The sequence below is a fragment of the Arthrobacter sp. UNCCL28 genome, from assembly GCF_900102805.1.
GTDB lineage: Bacteria > Actinomycetota > Actinomycetes > Actinomycetales > Micrococcaceae > Arthrobacter > Arthrobacter nicotinovorans_A.
Map to the genome: position 1 here is coordinate 796,230 of NZ_FMWE01000002.1, position 16,896 is coordinate 813,125.

The window sequence follows — 16,896 nt, forward strand, 5'->3', positions numbered from 1 at the left end:
ACTTACTGGGATTCATACGGCGGGGCGCATGCCGAATCCATCCTTGGCTATGAATGCCTGACGCTCGGGCTTCAGATCCCGGCGTCCAGGTTGAGCGCGTTCACCATCGCTTTGGCGGCCCGGACCACTTCACGGTCTGTGACTGTGTAGGCGGTAGGATCGGCCCCGTCCTGGGCACCAAGGGAGATGGTTCCCTCCCCCAGGGTGGACACGGTCTTCTTGGCGGACAGATGGACGGCGGAAAGACCGGCGGCGTGCATGGCAGGGATGTCTTCGAATGCCAGTCCCCCGCCAGCCATGATTTCCAAGGCGCCCGCTGCCCGTTCGACCATGTCCGACAACGTTTGCAGCCCAGCGCCGGCGGTGGCCGCATGCCCGGAGGTCAGCACCCTGGTGAACCCCAGTTGCAGCAGCCGCTCCAGCGCAGCTATGGGGTCTTTGGACTGGTCGATGGCACGGTGGAAAGTCAGTTGCACTGCAGGGTTGGCCTCTTTGGCAGTGTCCACGAGCCGTTGGATCGCATGAACGTCCACTTCGCCTGAAGGCGTCAGAGCTCCGACCACCACTCCGTGGGCGCCCTGTGCCAGCAGGTGGCGGATCTCATGGACCATGGTGTCCACATCCGATGCCGAGTATTGGAAATCTCCTGGCCTGGGACGTATCAAGGGATGGATTTCCAGGCGGCCATCGACGTGCTCCATGCTTGCCTCCATGAGCCCCTGGCTTGGAGTAATGCCACCAAGTTCCAGGCTGCTGCACAGTTCAACGCGGTGCGCACCCTCGGAAGCGGCGGCACCTGCGCCGACGGCACTGACCACGGCAATTTCAAGTTTCATGCTGAAACTCTACGCGCAGTTTTTGTACAGGTAATGCCCCTAAGAAGGCTCCTTAAGGGCATCAACTGTACAAAAACTCGTCAGGCTTGATAGCGCCCGAGCTTTTCCTTTTGCTCCGGAGTGAGCCTGAGGACCCGTCCGGTGGCTTCGGCTACGAAAGCCAAATGAGTGGTGGCCTTGACGCAGTCTTCCCGGGTAACGGGATCCTTGATGACGTAGTGCAGATCGAAGCTCGCACCCTTGATCGCCCCCACCCAGATTTCCACTACGGCCGGAATATTGCGGTAATCCAAGGTCCTGACGTACCGGACCTTGTGTTCGACCACGAGGGTCATGGTGCCTTCATCGACATCGTTGAACAGGGCAGCCGGCGGCTCTACGCCGGGAAGGCCTGCTCCGCGGGGTGGACCGAAGGCCGCAATACGGGCTTCCTCCAACATCCGGACGATCTGGACGTTGTTGATGTGCCCGTAGGCGTCCATGTCACCCCAGCGCATGGGTACTGAAACCTCCATGCGCCGGGGTGCCACGGACTCCGTCAGTGCTTCGGTGCTCAGCTGTGCACCGCCGTCGAATCGTCCACGGCGGTCTCTTCCTCACCCGCGAACTGGGACATGTACAGCCGGTAGTACGCCCCTTGGAGGGCGAGCAACCGGGCGTGGTTGCCCTGCTCCACGATCTTGCCGTTCTCCATGACAAGGATGGTATCGGCGTCCCGGATGGTGGAGAGCCGGTGTGCGATCACAAAGCTGGTCCGGTCCGTGCGGAGGGCGGCCATGGCCTTCTGCAGCAGCAACTCGGTGCGGGTATCAACGGAGCTGGTGGCTTCGTCCAGGATCAGCAGGGAAGGATCGGAAACGAACGCGCGGGCAATGGTGATGAGCTGCTTCTCACCGGCACTGACGTTGTTTCCTTCTTCATCAATGATCGTCTGGTAGCCGTCAGGCAGTGCACGGACGAACCGGTCCACATACGTGGCCTTGGCTGCTTCCATGATCTGGTCCTCTGTGGCGTCCAGGTTGCCGTACTTGATGTTGTCGTAGATGGTCCCGCCGAAGAGCCAGGCATCCTGCAGCACCATGCCCACCTTGGACCGGAGCTCGGAACGGGTGAGGTCCTTAATGTCCACACCATCCAAAGTGATCCGGCCGGCGTTGAGCTCGTAGAAACGCATGACGAGGTTTACCAGGGTGGTCTTGCCGGCACCTGTTGGTCCAACGATTGCAACGGTGTGCCCCGGTTCTGCAGCGAAGGACAGATCCTCAATGAGCGGCTTGTCCTCCACATAGCTGAACGAAACATGCTCGAACTCGACGTGGCCGTCGGTCTTGGCGGGCAGGTGGCGGGTGCCGTTCTCCTCTACCTCTTCCTCAGCGTCAAGGAACTCGAAGACACGCTCGGCTGAGGCTACGCCGGACTGGAGCATGTTCGCCATACCGGCGATCTGCCCCAGCGGCTGGGTGAACTCACGGGAGTACTGGATGAATGCCGTGGCATCGCCCAGGCTCATGGAGCCCGAAGCCACCCGAAGGCCGCCTACCACTGCGATGCCTACATAGGACAGGTAGGACACAAAGTTCATGGCCGGGAAGATCACGCCGGAAACAAACTGCGCGCCGAAGGAGGCTTTGTAAAGTTCCTCGTTCTTCTCATCAAAACGCTCCAGCATGTCCGCGTCACGGCCGAACACCTTCACGAGGTCGTGCCCGGAGAACGATTCCTCGATCTGTCCGTTGAGGGTACCGGTGTTCTTCCACTGTGCCGCGAAGAGCTTCTGGCTGCGCGCGCCGATGACACCTGCCACGATGCCGGAGAGCGGCAACGCGATCAGGGCGATCAAAGCCAGCTCCCAGGACACGATGAACATCATGACGGTGATGCCCAGGACGGTCAGCACGGAGCTGACCAGCTGAGCGAAAGCCTGCTGCAGGCCCTGCTGGACGTTGTCGACGTCGTTGGTAACGCGGGAGAGGATGTCACCACGCTGGCGGGTGTCGAAGTAGTTCAGCGGAAGCCGGTTCAGCTTCTTCTGTACATCGTTGCGGAGCTGCTTGATGACCCGCATGACGATCCGGTTGAGCAACCAGCCTTGGGCCCACAGGAAGATGTTGGCCACGAAGTACATCAGGAGCACGATCGAAATCAGGAACGTCAGCTTGGGGAAATCGATTCCGTTGGTGAGCTCCATCTTGGACACCATGTCCGCGAAGTTGCCTTGCCCCTGCTGGCGCATCAGCTCGACGAACTGTTCCTGGGAGACCCCTTCGGGGATCTGCTTGCCCATGACGCCACCGAAAATGACGTCCATGGCGTTGCCAAGGACCTTGGGGGCGATGACGTTGAGGACAACTGAGACCACCACGAGGCCGATCACGATGTACACGCCGACGCTCTCTGGCTTCAGCAGGCCCATGAGGCGCTTGGCCGAGGGCCAGAACGCCTTTGCTTTCTTGGCCGGAACATCGCCGAACATGCCGCCGTCGGCCTCCGAAGGAACGTATTCCTCTTCTACGAAGTCGTCGTCGTCCAGGACCTCTGTTGCCACCTCGGCCTCGGCTGTTGCCTTGGCATCCTTGGCGGCCTCGGCTTTGGCGGCCCAGCCACGCTTCTTCTGCTGGTTCTGCTCGCTCATGCCACTTCCTCCACGCTCAGCTGGGATTCAACGATTTCCTGGTACGTCGGTGACGTCTCCAGGAGTTCGTCGTGGGTACCGCGGTCAACGATGCGCCCGTTATCCAGCACAAGGATTTCGTCAGCATCCGCGATGGTGGAGACGCGCTGGGCCACAATGATGACCGTCGCATCCCGGGTTTTGGCCTTCAGGGCCTTCCTAAGCCGGGCGTCAGTGGCGACGTCCAGGGCGGAGAAGGAGTCGTCGAACAGGTAGACGTTGGGCTTGGTGACCAAGGCCCGGGCGATGGAAAGCCTCTGGCGTTGTCCGCCGGAGACGTTGGTTCCGCCCTGGGCGATGCGTCGGTTCAAACCTGAGGACTTTTCCTCCACGAAACCCTTGGCCTGGGCTGTTTCCAGCGCGTCCCAAAGTTCCTCGTCGGTGGCATCGGGTTTGCCGAAGCGGAGGTTGTGCTCGATGGTTCCGGAGAAAAGGTAGGGCTTCTGCGGCACGGCCGATACTCGGCTGGTGATCTCCGAGGCATCCATGGCGGTGACGGGGACGCCGTCGAGCAGTACATCACCGGAGGCGACATCGTAAAGCCGCGGGAGCAGCGAGACCAAGGTGGTCTTGCCGGCACCCGTGGAACCGATGATGGCCAGGGTCTTGCCCGGCTCGGCAGTGAACGAGATGTTGCTCAGCACGGGAGCCTCGGCTCCGGGGTACTTGAACGTAACGTCGCGGAACTCCACCCGCCCCTTCTTCTCGGCCGGAACCACCGGCGCGCTGGGGTTATGGATGGAAGGCTCGACGTCGAGCACCTCGCCGATGCGGTCTGCACAGACAGAGGCGCGGGGAATCATCATGGCCATGAACGTGCCCATCATGACAGCCATCAGGATTTGCAGCAGGTACTGCAGGAACGCTGTCAGGGCGCCCACCTGCATCTCACCGGAGTCGACGCGCTGGCCACCGAACCACAAGACGGCGGCAGTCGAGAGGTGGAGGATCATCCCGATCGCCGGGAACATCAGGACGAACAGGTTGCCGATCTTTACGGACACGGCCGTGAGGTCTTCGTTGGCGTTGCCGAAGCGTTTGGCTTCGTGGGGTTCACGAACAAAAGCGCGGACCACGCGGATACCGATGATCTGTTCGCGCAGCACTCCGTTGATGGCGTCGATCTTGGTCTGCATGGAACGGAAGAGCGGCATGAGCCGGACCACAAGGTAACCCACCACGGCTACCAGGACGGGCACGGAAACCCATACAAGCCAGGAAAGGTTGAGGTCCTCGCGGAGGGCCATGATGATGCCGCCGATGCACATGATGGGCGTGGACACCATGAAGTTCAGGCCCATGAGGACCAGCATCTGAACCTGCTGGACATCGTTGGTTCCGCGGGTGATCAGCGTAGGGGCACCGAACTTGTTGACGTCCTGCGCGGAGAAGCTGCTGACCTGCCGGTACACGCTGCGGCGCAGGTCCCGGCCGATCGCCATGGCAACGCGGGAGCCGAAGTACACGGCGATGATGGCAGCGAGCACCTGACCAAGGGCAACGGCGAGCATGAGCGCGCCCGTCTGCCAGATGAAGTCGGTATCGCCGCGGGAAACACCCTCGTCAATGATTTTGGCGTTGAGGCTGGGAAGGTAGAGCGTGGCGATGGTGGACGCCAACTGAAAGATCAGCACGGCCACAATCTGCGGCAAATACGGCTTGGAGTAGCGCCGTATAAGGGTGACAAGCATGCCCACGGGTCCTTAGAAAAAGTGCACGAATGAGATAAGAGAAAGTGTTGCAGCAAGGGCTGACAGTATTAGCCTCCCTACTCTACGAAATCCTTTGCTCCGGCGAAACAACTTACGGAAAAGATCATCCCAGCGGAGTATTTGCCGTGTCGCTGATGCTCCCGCCGGCGCAGGAACATCGTCCCGCCGGCGCAGGAACATCGGGAGGCAGAGTCAACAAGGCACCGGCTGGAATTCCAACCGGCGCCTTGTTTCCGCTGCTTCGAGCGGGGCAGTCATTTACTTCAGAATCACCCTGCGTGCTTGCCGTGCTCAGGCCGGGCTTCCACGCCTTGCAGGAGCAGCAGCGCCATGCGTTCCTGCTGCCGGCGTTCGCGCTTCAGTTCCTTGCGGATGGCGGCGAGCTCCTCGGCAGTATTGGCCTGCTGTTCGGCAATGGCCTGCTGTTCCCGCAACCTCGCCTGCAGTTCCACGTTGGCGCGGCTTAGCTGCAGTTGCTGTTCGGCCAGGACATACTGCGTGCGGGACAACTGCTCCTGGACGTCCTTGATGTCACTGGCAGCTTTGACGTCACTTGCCGCCTTGACGTCGCTGGCAGCCCTGACGTCACTGGCCGCTCTGACATTACTGGCAGCGTGCGGGCGTTCCTGGGTAAGGATCCGGGCGAACTCAAGGTCGAGGTCGGATCCGGAATCCTGGCGTGGGGCAGGGTGTCCGGCTTTCGGAACCTGCCGTTCCCCCACCGGAAGCCCCTGCCCGGCACCCAAGTTACCGGCGGCGTCGTCGTGCGCTTTCATTCCGTCCTCTTTTACGGCGTCCAGGGAGGAGGTATCCAGAGACATCCCGGCATCGCCGGAAGCGGTCGCCATGAGTTCCTTCTCCGGTGCGGCATCCACGGTCCGCCGCAGGGGGCGTTCCTTGATGAACAGCACTGCCAGAAGGGCCACAACGCTGATGATCGCGGAGATCAGGAAGATCTGGGCGGTCGCATCACCATAGGCAGCGCGCATGATGTCAGCGATGGGGGCAGGCATGTCGGCCAGGTCCATGCTGGCTCCGGAGCCGCCGCCCTGGACTGGAATGCCGGCAGCTGCCATGCCCTCAACGGCCAGGTCCTTCACGTGGTTGGACATGATGGCACCCAGGACGGATACGCCGATCGCGCCACCCACCGAGCGGAAGAAGGCCACCGAAGCACTGGCGGTTCCAATGTCCTTCGCCTGGACGGTGTTTTGGACAGCGAGGACCAGGTTCTGCATCAGCATGCCCAGGCCCAGGCCGAACACGCCGGTGTAGATGGCAACAATCCAGAGTTCAGTGGTGTGGTCCATGGTTCCGGCGAATGCGAGACCGCCGATCAGGAGGACGGAGCCTGCAATCAGGAACCTCTTCCACTTACCGAAGCGGCTGATCAGGACACCGGAGGCGACCGAACCGATCAGGTTGCCGGCAATCATCGGCAGCGTCAGCAGGCCGGCTTCGGTGGGCGTGGCGCCGCGGGCTACCTGGAAATACTGGCCCAGGAAGGTGGAGGAACCGAACATGGCGATACCGACAGCAACGGAGGCAATGATGGCCAGGGCGGTGGTGCGCTCGGAGATGATCTTAAGCGGGATGATCGGCTGCGCCACTTTGGTCTCCACGAACACCAGGACGGCCAGCAGCGCTACACCGCCACCCACCATGAGGGCTGATTGCCAGGAGAACCAGTCATAGTAGTCAGGGTTGCCGGCAAAGGAAACCCAGATGAGGAGCAGGCTGACGCCCGAGGTCAGCAGGATGGAGCCCAACCAGTCGATCTTGGCAGGACGCTTGATGTGCTCGATCTTAAGGGTCACCTGAAGCAGGATGAGCGCGACGACGGCCAGCGGCACGCAGACGAAGAACGTCCAGCGCCAGCCGAGGGGGCTGTCAACGATGAAGCCACCCAGCAGCGGGCCACCGGCAGTACCCACGGCCATGACGGCACCCATGTAACCGGAATACTTGCCGCGGTCGCGGGGCGGAATCATCGATCCGATGATGGCCTGGGCCAAGGCGGTGAGGCCACCCATGGCAACACCCTGGATGACGCGTGCGGTCAGCAGGAGTGGAATGGTTTCGGAGAGGCCGGCCATGACCGAACCGGCTACGAAGATGATGATGCTCAGCTGGACCAGGAGCTTCTTGTCGAAGAGGTCCGCGAGCTTGCCCCAGATGGGGGTGGTGGCCGCGTTCGCCAACAATGCGGCCGTGATGACCCAGGCAAAATCGGTTTGCGTGCCCTTGAGCTCGGACATGATGGTGGGCAGCGCGTTGGCAACAATGGTGCTGCTGAGGATCGCGGTGAAGAAGGCCGCGAGGAGGCCCGTGAGGGCTTCCATGATCTGCCGGTGGGTCATGGGTGCTGCGGCTTTGATGGCCGCGGTGCTGACTGAGGCGTCCGCCGCCTTGGTGTTCTGAACTGCTGGTGTGGCCATGGTGGCTCCTAAGCTGTCTGGTGTGTTGTGGTGGAGCCGGCCGCCGTTGCCCGGATTGAGTCCTTGAGGGACTCTGTGAGTTTGTTGATGACCTGGGAGGCCTCGAGGGCGTCAGCCTCGCTCCAATCCGCCAGGTAATCCCGCAGTCTCACGCTGCGTTGTTCTTCAAATTCGCGCAGTTTCGCTGCCCCTTCGGGCGTCAAGGCAAGGAGTTGGGCCCTGCCGTCGGCCGGGTCCGGCCGCCTGACCACGAACCCCAGATCCTCCAACTCCGTGACGTGCCGGCTGAGGACCGGGGCGCTGACGCCCAGGCGCGTGGCCAGATGCGTAGCGCGGGTCTCCCCCTCGCCGATGAACCGCATGACGCCCTGAACTGCCATTCCGACGTCGGGAACGCGGGCCATGTGGGCGGTGACCACGCAGCGCAGGGTGCGTTGGAGATCGAAGATTTGATGCACAAGATCGGTTGCTGTGGCAGAACCGACGGACATGGAAAACACCCCTCTTTTTGTTTGCCTAAAGCAACTATAACCTAATTTGATTGCTTTGGGAAACTAAAGATGGCTCCGGGGTTCAGCCTGCCAGGTGAATCGCGGCTCCTATGACCTCATCCACCCGGCGCGCCCGCTTGATTCCAGGAGGCACGGCGGCAACAAGCCAACTCTCGGGAAGCTCATCCTTGATGGGCACCAGCGCAACCTTGGCGTCGGCATAAACAGGAGCCACTCCCGGCCATGCGTGGGTCACGGAAATCGCCCTCCCGCTGGCCACCACGCCGCGAATGGTCTGCGCCACCACACTTTTCCAGCGAACCCTTGGCTCGATCCCCGCCGCAAGGTACATAGCCGTAACGCGTTCGGCGCTCGGCGGCACGTTGAAGAGAATGACGTCCTCGTCCGCAAGATCCGCGAAGCTGAGCGACGCACTTCCCGCCAAGGGGTGGCCGGCCGCGAGCATGAACTGGGGACGCGACTCCACCACCTTGACGACGTCGACGCCGGGCACCACTTGCAGGGAGTAGACGAAGGCAAGGTCCAGCTCCCCCTCCCCTACAGCCTTCTGCAGATCTTCGGCCGCGCCCTCCACAAAGTCGAGTTCCACCTCGGGCCACTTCTCGGCGAAGTAGCCAATAAGCTCCGGGATGACCCGGGGCGAAATGGCCACCATGCAGCCAATGGAGACCCGTCCGCGCATCTCCTCATGCGATCCCAGGAGCGCACCGCCCCGCAGGTCCGCAGTCTCCCTGAGGATCCGGCGCGCCCGCAGCCCCAGCTCGATTCCCGCCGCCGTCGGCTCCACACGCTTGGCGCGGGTCCGGATCAGCAGGTCCAGACCGAGGCTCTTCTCCAATTGGGCAATGGCCATGGACGCTGCGGCCTGGGAAATATTGCTTTCGCTCGCAGCCTTGGTGAGGGATCCGTGATCGAGGACGGCCACGAAGTACTCGAGCTGGCGCAGCGTGAACTCAGCCATCAGTCCTCCTTATGAACTTCTTTGAATTGATTGATTATACAAGTCACGTGAGCCCGGCCACACTTGAAGAAAGCCAAGAACTGCAAGGAGAAACAATGACGACGACGTCATCCCTGAAACCACACGTGATCACCCTGGGCACGGCCGGCGGCCCCCGTTGGTGGGCGGCAGCGGACTCCGGCGAGCGCACGGGAATCGCAACTGCCGTGGTGGTGGGTGACGCCTTCTACCTGGTCGATTTCGGCCAAGGTGCCGGACGCCGGCTCAGCCAATCCGGGCTCGAGCTTAAGGATCTTCGGGCGCTCTTCATCACGCATCTGCACTCGGACCACGTCTACGATCTCGCAGGCCTTGGCATTTTCGGACTGTATGCCCTCGCCGATCGGAGCGAAAACCCGGTCAAAATCATTGGGCCGGGCAACCGGGACGAGTTGCCCCCGGTGTCGCCACGCGCCGTCGTCGAGCCTCTTCCGCTGGCGCCGGAGAATCCGACGCCGGGTACCCGGCAGATGTTCGAGCAATTGATGGCCGCCCACGCTACGGACCTCAATGACCGCATCCTGGACAGCCTCAGGCCCAGCCCGCTCGACATCTTCAACGCCGAAGATATCCAGGTACCGGCCGGGTCCGGGTACCACCCCAACAACAATCCGACGCCGGACATGGAACCGTTCGAGGTCTACCGCGACGAGCTGGTGATCGTAACGGCCATCCTGGTGGAACACCCACCGGTTGCTCCGGCGTTTGCCTTCCGCTTTGAGACCACCGAGGGCTCCGTGACTATTTCCGGCGACACCGCCTACACACAGAACATGATCACGTTGGCCCAGGACACGGACCTGCTGCTGCATGAGGCCATCGACTTCGCCTGGGTGGAATCGCTGTACGCGGACAAGACCGACGACGGCAGCCGGGCCGCCCGGGACCACCACTACAAGTCCCACACGAGCGTGCGCGAGGCAGCGAAACTGGCCGAAGCCGCAGGCGCCAGGCACCTCGCCCTGCATCACCTCGTACCCGGCTCGGCCTCCGCATCCGTTTGGCTCGAAGCCGAAGAACACTTCACCGGAACATTCACCGTCCCCAACGATCTCGACGTCATTCCGTTCGCCCGTCAGCGCTGATGAGCGAACCCTAACCACCGTGAGGAATCACATGAGCTCAGCATCACCGCAGGACACCCTGCCCGGAACTGCAACGGACACGCCCCAAGCCTCCATGAAGTCCAAGGACATGCGCCGCATCCTTGCCTCCAGCTTCATCGGCAGTGCCATCGAGTACTACGACTTCATGCTGTACGCCACGGCCGCCAGCCTGGTTTTCAACAAGGTGTTCTTCGCCAACCTGGGTCCTGGCTTCGCGCTCTTCGCCTCCTTTGTCACTCTCGCCGTCGGCTATGTTGCCCGCCCCCTTGGAGGCCTCATCTTCGGCCACTTCGGCGACAGGGTGGGCCGAAAGAAGATGCTGGTTCTCTCCATGCTCATCATGGGCTTCGGGACCACGATGATCGGTTTGTTGCCAACCACGGCCCAGATCGGCATTGCCGCGCCCATTGCGCTGGTGGCACTGCGCCTGGTTCAGGGCGTCGCGGTTGGCGGCGAGTGGGGTGGCGCTGCATTGATGGCCATAGAGCATGCGCCCAAGAAGCACCGTGGATTCGCGGCAGCTTTCGCCAATGCCGGCGGCCCGGCGGGAGCAATCCTGGGCACACTCGCGTTGTCCCTGTTCGCAGCGCTCTCCGGCGAGGACTTCCTGGCCTGGGGTTGGCGCGTGCCGTTCCTGCTCAGTGCCGCGCTGATCGCCGTCGGCATGGTCATTCGCCTCAAAGTCTCCGAGACTCCTGCTTTCCAGAAACTTGAAGCAGAAGGAGCCAAACGGCGGGTGCCCCTTCTTGACGTCCTCAAGAACAACCGCCGCGCCGTGGTACTCGGTTTGCTCGCAACCACAGCGTTCTATGTGTGCCAGTCGATGACTACCGTGTGGGGTGTATCGGTTGCCGTGGAAAACGGCGCCGACAAGAACGGCATCCTGAACATCAAGGCGTTCGCGGCACTGTTGACCTTGATTATCTGCTTCTACTCGGCACGCCTCAGCGACAGGATCGGCCGACGCCGTGTCCTCATTGGAGCGTCGCTGCTGGGCGCCGTCCTGGCTTACCCCATCCTGGTGCTCATCAACAACGGCGAACTGTGGGCATTTGCCCTCGCCATCGTGCTGGGCAATGGCCTCGTGCAAGGTTTCCTCTACGGACCTATTGCTGCCTACGTTGCAGAACAGTTCCCCACCCGCAACCGTTACACGGGCGCTTCGCTGGCGTATCAAGGTGCCTCGATGATTGGTGCCGGTTTTACTCCCATGATCGTCGCCGGCCTAAGCCTCGCGACCGGTGGTGGCCTGTGGCTTATTGCAGTGTTCTGGATCGCTGCGATGCTTGCGGCGGTTGTTGCCGTGAAACTCACACCGGAGGGCACCGAGCGCGAACTCGACTGAGTGTCAGGATAAAAGTCAGCCCCCGCACGGATCACCGTGCGGGGGCTGGCTGAACTGCGTGTCTAGTCGTCCAAATGCGTGGGGCCGAACATCTTCAAAAGCGTTTCAACCACGACGACGTTGGGTCCGTCCGCTGCAAAGGATGCCTTCAGCGCGTCCCCCACTTCCTCCGGGGCAACCCGGCGGGCCGGGACGCCGAAGGACTCAGCAAGCTTGACGAAGTCCGGGCGGGCAAGCTCGGTGGCCGTGGCCTGGCCGAAGGCCCCCACCATGTATTCGCGCAGGATGCCGTAGCCGCCGTCGTCCACGATCAACCAGGTGACCGGGACGTTGTGCTGCTTGGCGGTGGCGAGTTCGGAGATGGAGTACATGGAGGAACCGTCGCCGGAAACTGCAAGCACACGTGCAGAACCGTTGAGTTTGCCGGTCGTTTCCAAACCCACGGCACCGCCGATTGCTGCCGGGAAGCCGTAGCCGAGGCCACCGGCGCCCTGTGCAGAGTGGAACTGGCCCTGCCGGGCGTCCCAGCAGCTCCAGCCCCAGTACGCGGAGATGGTCATGTCCCAGAAGGTTTGCATGTCGGCCGGGACGGCCTCGCGGATGTCGGCCATGAACTTCAGTTCCTTGGCCAGGTCCTGTGATTCCAGGCGTGCCTTAACCTTGGCCAGGGATTCCTTGACCACGTCTTCCGGGCTGCTGCCATGCCAATCCCGCTTGGTTGCCTCCGAAGCCCCTGCTGCTGCGAGGGCTTCGTCCAGGGCTGCGAGTGCCTGGCCGGCGTCGGCACGGATGCCCAGGCCTGGCCGGTTGGATTCGAGGACCCGCGGCTCGGCGTCGATCTGGATGATCCGGCCGCGAGGCTCAAACGTGAAGTAGTTCGAGGTCACTTCACCCAGGGATGAGCCGATCACGATCAGCACGTCGGCGTCTTCAAGGACGTCGGTCATATACCGGTCTTCGATCCACGACTGCAAGGACAACTCGTGGGTCCACGGGAACGCACCGTTGCCACCGGGAGTGCAAATGACCGGGGCGCGAAGCTGCTCGGCGATCGAGAGCAGCGACTTCTCAGCCCGGCCACGGCGCGTACCGCCACCTGCGATGATCGCGGGACGTTCCGCCGTCGAAAGCCACTTCACGGCCTCGCGGATCAACTCCACGCGGGGCGGGTTGTCGAATGCCTCGGCGAGCGCATCCTCAACCGGCGGAACCATGATCGGATCCAGCAGGACGTTCTGCGGGATTTCGATCCAGACCGGGCCCTGCGGCGAGGAAATGGCTTCGGTCCAGGCGTCCTGGATGGCCGACGGGATTCCGGAGGCATGCTGGATCAGCCGCTGGCTCTTGGTGACGTTCGCGGCCGAAGCCTTCTGGTCATCGAGCTGGTGCAGCATGCCTTTACGGCGTGCGCCCAGGCCGTCGAGCGGGATCTGGCTGGCCACAACCACCATGGGAACACCCGTGGCGTAAGCCTCCTGCAAACCGGCCAGGGAGGTCAGCGCGCCCGGTCCCGTGGACAGGAACAGCACACCCACCTCGCCGGTGGCGCGGGAGTACCCGTCAGCTGCGAATGCGGAATTGTTTTCCACACGGGAAGAGACGAAGTGCAGGTTGCCGCGGCCCATCGCGTCGAACAGACCCAACGCGTGCTGGCCCGGGATACCGAAAACGGTCTTCGCGCCCAGCGCCTCGAGGGTCTCGACGACGAGGTCCCCACCGTTGCGCTGATTGGTGCCAGCGTCCCCACCTGCAGCAGCGGCTGCCGTGCCGGGGTCGAAATCGATCATCGCTGATCCCCGGCCGCTCCCGTTGCCTGCGCGATTTCTGCAATGCGTGCGCCAAGAGCCTGCTGTGCATAGCCGTTCGGAGCGCCGTGGCGATCCCCTTCAACGGCGTTGTCCGCCATGAGGGTTACCAGTTCATAGGCCACGTGGCTGCCTGCAACGCCGGTGATTTCAGCGTGGTCGTATGCGGGGGCGACTTCCACGACGTCCGCGCCAACGAGGTTCATGCCACGGAAACCGCGGATGATTTCCAGGAGCTCGCGGCTGGTGATGCCACCGGCTTCAGGGGTGCCGGTTCCCGGGGCGTGTGCCGGATCCAGGACGTCGATGTCCACCGAGATGTACAGCGGACGGTTGCCGATGCGGTCCCGGATCTTTGCAACCGTCTCCAGGACACCCTGGTAGTAGACATCAGCGGAGGTGACAATGCCGAAGCCGAAGCGGTGGTCGTCGTCGAGGTCCTTTTTACCGTACAGCGGGCCGCGGGTACCCACGTGGCTGATGGCTTCGGTATCCAGGATGCCTTCCTCGACTGCGCGGCGGAACGGTGTCCCGTGTGTGTACTCGGCGCCGAAGTAGGTGTCCCAGGTGTCCAGGTGGGCGTCGAAGTGGAGCATGGCGATGGGTTCACCGGCACGCTCTGCTGCTGCGCGGAGGAGCGGCAAGGCAATGGTGTGGTCACCACCAAGGGTGACCAGCTTGCTGCCGTTGGCCGTGAGGTCCATGGCGTTCTGCTGGATGGTCTCGATGGCTTCGTTGATGTTGAACGGGTTGACGGCCATGTCACCGGCGTCGGCGACTTGGACGTTCTCGAACGGGCTGACGTCCCAGGCGGGATTGTACGGGCGCAGCAGACGGCTGGCCTCGCGTACGTGGTTGGCGCCGAAGCGCGCGCCGGGGCGGTACGAAACGCCGGAGTCGAAGGGGACGCCAACAACAGTGACGTCGGCCTTGGAGACCTGGTCCAGGCGGGGCAGGCGGGCATAGGTGGCGGCACCGGCATAACGCGGGATGCGGGATGAATCGATGGGACCAAGGTTGCCGTTGGCCTCAATACGGAGCTCTTCCAAAATGCGCCACTCCTTAGTGGATAGCTGGGATGACTGTGACACCCATCATACACTCAAAGTTGTCTAATATGCATCACTTGTTTACACATCTGATTTGAAGGCGGGCGTCATGAGATGCCCGTCACAGCAGGCGTAAAGATTCCATAAAAACCGGGGTCCCGGCGTCGAAAGCGGTCATACGCTCCTTGCGGAAGCAGCACAGTGCTGCACGAAAGGACACAGTGACCACCTTGTCGAGGCCTCCGGCCGATCCGGCCAACCGGCCGAAGAATTCCTTCCAGCTCAAGCCCTGGCTGCTGGAGGGAATGCCGGACACCTCGGGCAAGAGGCAGGGCCCCCACGGCCGCCCCTCGGACTCCCATAAGCCGCAAGCCTGGTGGAAGGTCATGTGCCTCACCGGCCTGGACTACTTCTCCACCCTGGGCTACCAGCCCGCCATTGCCGCGCTTGCCGCCGGGCTGCTCTCCCCCTTGGCCACCCTCCTCCTGGTGTTGGCGACCCTGGCCGGCGCCCTGCCCGTTTACCGACGCGTGGCTAAGGAAAGTCCCCGCGGAGAAGGCTCCATCGCGATGCTGGAGCGGCTCCTCCCCCGCTGGGGCGGCAAGCTCTTCGTCCTGGCCCGCCTGGGGTTCGCCGCAACGGACTTCATGATCACCATCACCCTTTCAGCAGCCGACGCCACGGCCCACTTGATCGAGAACCCCTTCGCCCCGCACTTTTTGGAAGGTCAGCAGGTGGTCATCACGCTTGCCTTGATCGCCGGGCTCGGTGTGGTCTTCCTGCGCGGATTCAAGGAAGCCATCAACGTGGCCGTAGTCCTCGTGGCCGCATTCCTGGCCCTGAACCTGGTGGTCATCCTCGTGTCCATCAGCCACCTCTTTACTGAGGCACACGTCATTTCGGACTGGTGGAGCGCCCTCACCACGTCCCACGGCGATCCGATCATGATGGTTGCGCTGGCCCTCCTGGTCTTCCCGCGCCTGGCACTGGGACTCTCCGGATTCGAAACCGGTGTAGCCGTCATGCCGCAGATCAAGGGCCACCCTGCAGACACCGAAGCAAACCCCGCGGGGCGGATCAAGGGCGCCCACAAACTGCTCACCACCGCAGCAATCATCATGAGCACCTTCCTCATCACTTCCAGCTTCACCACGATCATGCTGATCCCGGCAGCCGAATTCCAGGAAGGCGGCAAAGCGGAGGGACGCGCCCTCGCCTACCTTGCCCACAAGTTCCTCGGCGACGGCTTCGGCACCGTTTACGACATCAGCACCATCGCCATCCTCTGGTTCGCCGGAGCATCTGCCATGGCCGGACTGCTGAACCTGGTCCCCCGCTACCTGCCGCGCTACGGAATGGCTCCGGCGTGGGCCAGGGCGCTGCGCCCATTGGTCCTGGTGTTTACGGTCATCGCGTTCATCGTCACCGTCATCTTCAAAGCCGACGTCAACGCCCAGGGCGGCGCCTACGCCACAGGCGTGCTGGTCCTGATCACGTCCGCATCCATCGCTGTCACCCTGTCCGCCCGCCGGAAGAAGCAACGGGGCCAAGTCATTGGCTTCGGGATCATATCCCTGGTTTTCGTCTACACCACGGTGGTGAACTCGATCGAGCGTCCCGACGGCCTGAAAATCGCGGCTCTCTTCATCCTGGGCATCATGGTGGTCAGCTTCATATCCCGCATGAGGCGCGCCTTCGAGCTCCGGGCAACCCACATCAAGATGGACGAGAAAGCCTTGGAATTCACCGCCAACGCTTCCGAAGGGCCGGTCCGGATCATCGCCCATGAACCAAAACACCTCAGCGCCAGCCGGTACCGCGAGAAGCTCCAGCACGCCCAAGAGGCAAGCCACTTACCTGTCGATTGCGACGCCGTCTTTATTGAAGTGATCGTGGACGACAGTTCGGACTTCGAACAGGAACTTAAGGTGGTCGGCAAGACGCGGCACGGCTTCAAGATCCTTGAAGTGCACAGCAACAACGTTCCCAATACCGTTGCCGCAGTGCTGCTCCACATCCGCGACGTCACTGGGTTCATGCCGCACATCTACTTCCGCTGGACCGAGGGCAACCCGATCTCCAACCTCAGCAAATTCCTGTTCTTCGGGGAAGGCGAGATTGCCCCGGTGACCCGTGAAGTGCTGCGGGAGGCAGAGCCGGACATCACCCGCCGGCCTTGGGTGCACGTCGGCTGACCGCTCCCACCCTCGCCGCGTTCCTCCCCACTTCCTGGCGGGAGCGGGGAGCATGGATCCCGGATTCCCGTATCCAGGGATCAGCCTTGGGCCTCCTGCGCCGAGGCAACCGGGAAGGAACGCACCCACCACCCGAGGCAACCGGGAAGGAACGCACCCATCACGAATCCGGAAAGCCTCCTGGGTTACCCACATACGGGCACCCCGGCATTCCCTGCGCCCCCTCA

Annotated in this window: 12 protein-coding genes; 3 read left to right on the forward strand and 9 right to left on the reverse strand. The window is 62.5% G+C overall.

The features are described from left to right. Window positions 1-71 precede the first annotated feature (71 nt). The 7 genes from BLQ01_RS08205 to BLQ01_RS08235 all read right to left on the reverse strand — a co-directional run bounded on the left by BLQ01_RS08205 (window position 72) and on the right by BLQ01_RS08235 (window position 9,130). On the reverse strand, window positions 72-836 hold the full coding sequence (locus BLQ01_RS08205) for a copper homeostasis protein CutC (protein ID WP_091551045.1): 765 nt from the start codon (window positions 834-836) through the stop codon (window positions 72-74). 80 nt (window positions 837-916) lie between these two features. Then, window positions 917-1,333, reverse strand: a complete 417-nt coding sequence (locus BLQ01_RS08210; protein WP_091551047.1) for an acyl-CoA thioesterase — start codon at window positions 1,331-1,333, stop codon at window positions 917-919. A gap of 56 nt (window positions 1,334-1,389) precedes the next feature. Beyond that, on the reverse strand, window positions 1,390-3,468 hold the full coding sequence (locus tag BLQ01_RS08215; protein WP_026543168.1) for an ABC transporter ATP-binding protein: 2,079 nt from the start codon (window positions 3,466-3,468) through the stop codon (window positions 1,390-1,392). Continuing rightward, entirely contained in the window at window positions 3,465-5,198 is a 1,734-nt protein-coding gene (locus tag BLQ01_RS08220) for an ABC transporter ATP-binding protein (RefSeq protein WP_026543169.1), read from the reverse strand. The genes BLQ01_RS08215 and BLQ01_RS08220 overlap by 4 nt, the downstream gene beginning before the upstream one ends. A 290-nt stretch (window positions 5,199-5,488) precedes the next feature. Then, window positions 5,489-7,657, reverse strand: coding sequence for an MFS transporter (locus tag BLQ01_RS08225; protein WP_091551048.1), 2,169 nt, complete (start codon window positions 7,655-7,657; stop codon window positions 5,489-5,491). 8 nt (window positions 7,658-7,665) lie between these two features. Beyond that, window positions 7,666-8,148, reverse strand: coding sequence for a MarR family winged helix-turn-helix transcriptional regulator (locus BLQ01_RS08230; protein WP_026543171.1), 483 nt, complete (start codon window positions 8,146-8,148; stop codon window positions 7,666-7,668). Window positions 8,149-8,230: 82 nt separating this feature from the next. Continuing rightward, on the reverse strand, window positions 8,231-9,130 hold the full coding sequence (locus tag BLQ01_RS08235; protein ID WP_026543172.1) for a LysR family transcriptional regulator: 900 nt from the start codon (window positions 9,128-9,130) through the stop codon (window positions 8,231-8,233). Between the two features lie 95 nt (window positions 9,131-9,225). On the opposite strand from BLQ01_RS08235, the gene BLQ01_RS08240 reads away from it, so the two are divergent. Together BLQ01_RS08240 and BLQ01_RS08245 are read left to right on the forward strand one after the other, a co-directional pair. Next, on the forward strand, window positions 9,226-10,254 hold the full coding sequence (locus BLQ01_RS08240; protein WP_091551050.1) for an MBL fold metallo-hydrolase: 1,029 nt from the start codon (window positions 9,226-9,228) through the stop codon (window positions 10,252-10,254). Between the two features lie 31 nt (window positions 10,255-10,285). After that, window positions 10,286-11,620 (forward strand): MFS transporter, encoded by a 1,335-nt coding sequence (locus BLQ01_RS08245; protein ID WP_026548084.1) that lies wholly within the window; start codon window positions 10,286-10,288, stop codon window positions 11,618-11,620. A 62-nt stretch (window positions 11,621-11,682) separates the two neighbouring features. Here BLQ01_RS08245 and BLQ01_RS08250 read toward each other — a convergent pair whose 3' ends face one another. Beyond that, entirely contained in the window at window positions 11,683-13,407 is a 1,725-nt protein-coding gene (locus BLQ01_RS08250; RefSeq protein WP_026543175.1) for a thiamine pyrophosphate-binding protein, read from the reverse strand. Beyond that, entirely contained in the window at window positions 13,404-14,474 is a 1,071-nt protein-coding gene (speB, locus tag BLQ01_RS08255; RefSeq protein ID WP_026543176.1) for an agmatinase, read from the reverse strand. The genes BLQ01_RS08250 and speB overlap by 4 nt, the downstream gene beginning before the upstream one ends. Window positions 14,475-14,695: 221 nt before the next feature. Here speB and BLQ01_RS08260 point away from each other — a divergent pair, with 221 nt between their 5' ends. Further along, window positions 14,696-16,669, forward strand: a complete 1,974-nt coding sequence (locus BLQ01_RS08260; RefSeq protein ID WP_091551052.1) for an APC family permease — start codon at window positions 14,696-14,698, stop codon at window positions 16,667-16,669. Window positions 16,670-16,896: the final 227 nt, after the last annotated feature.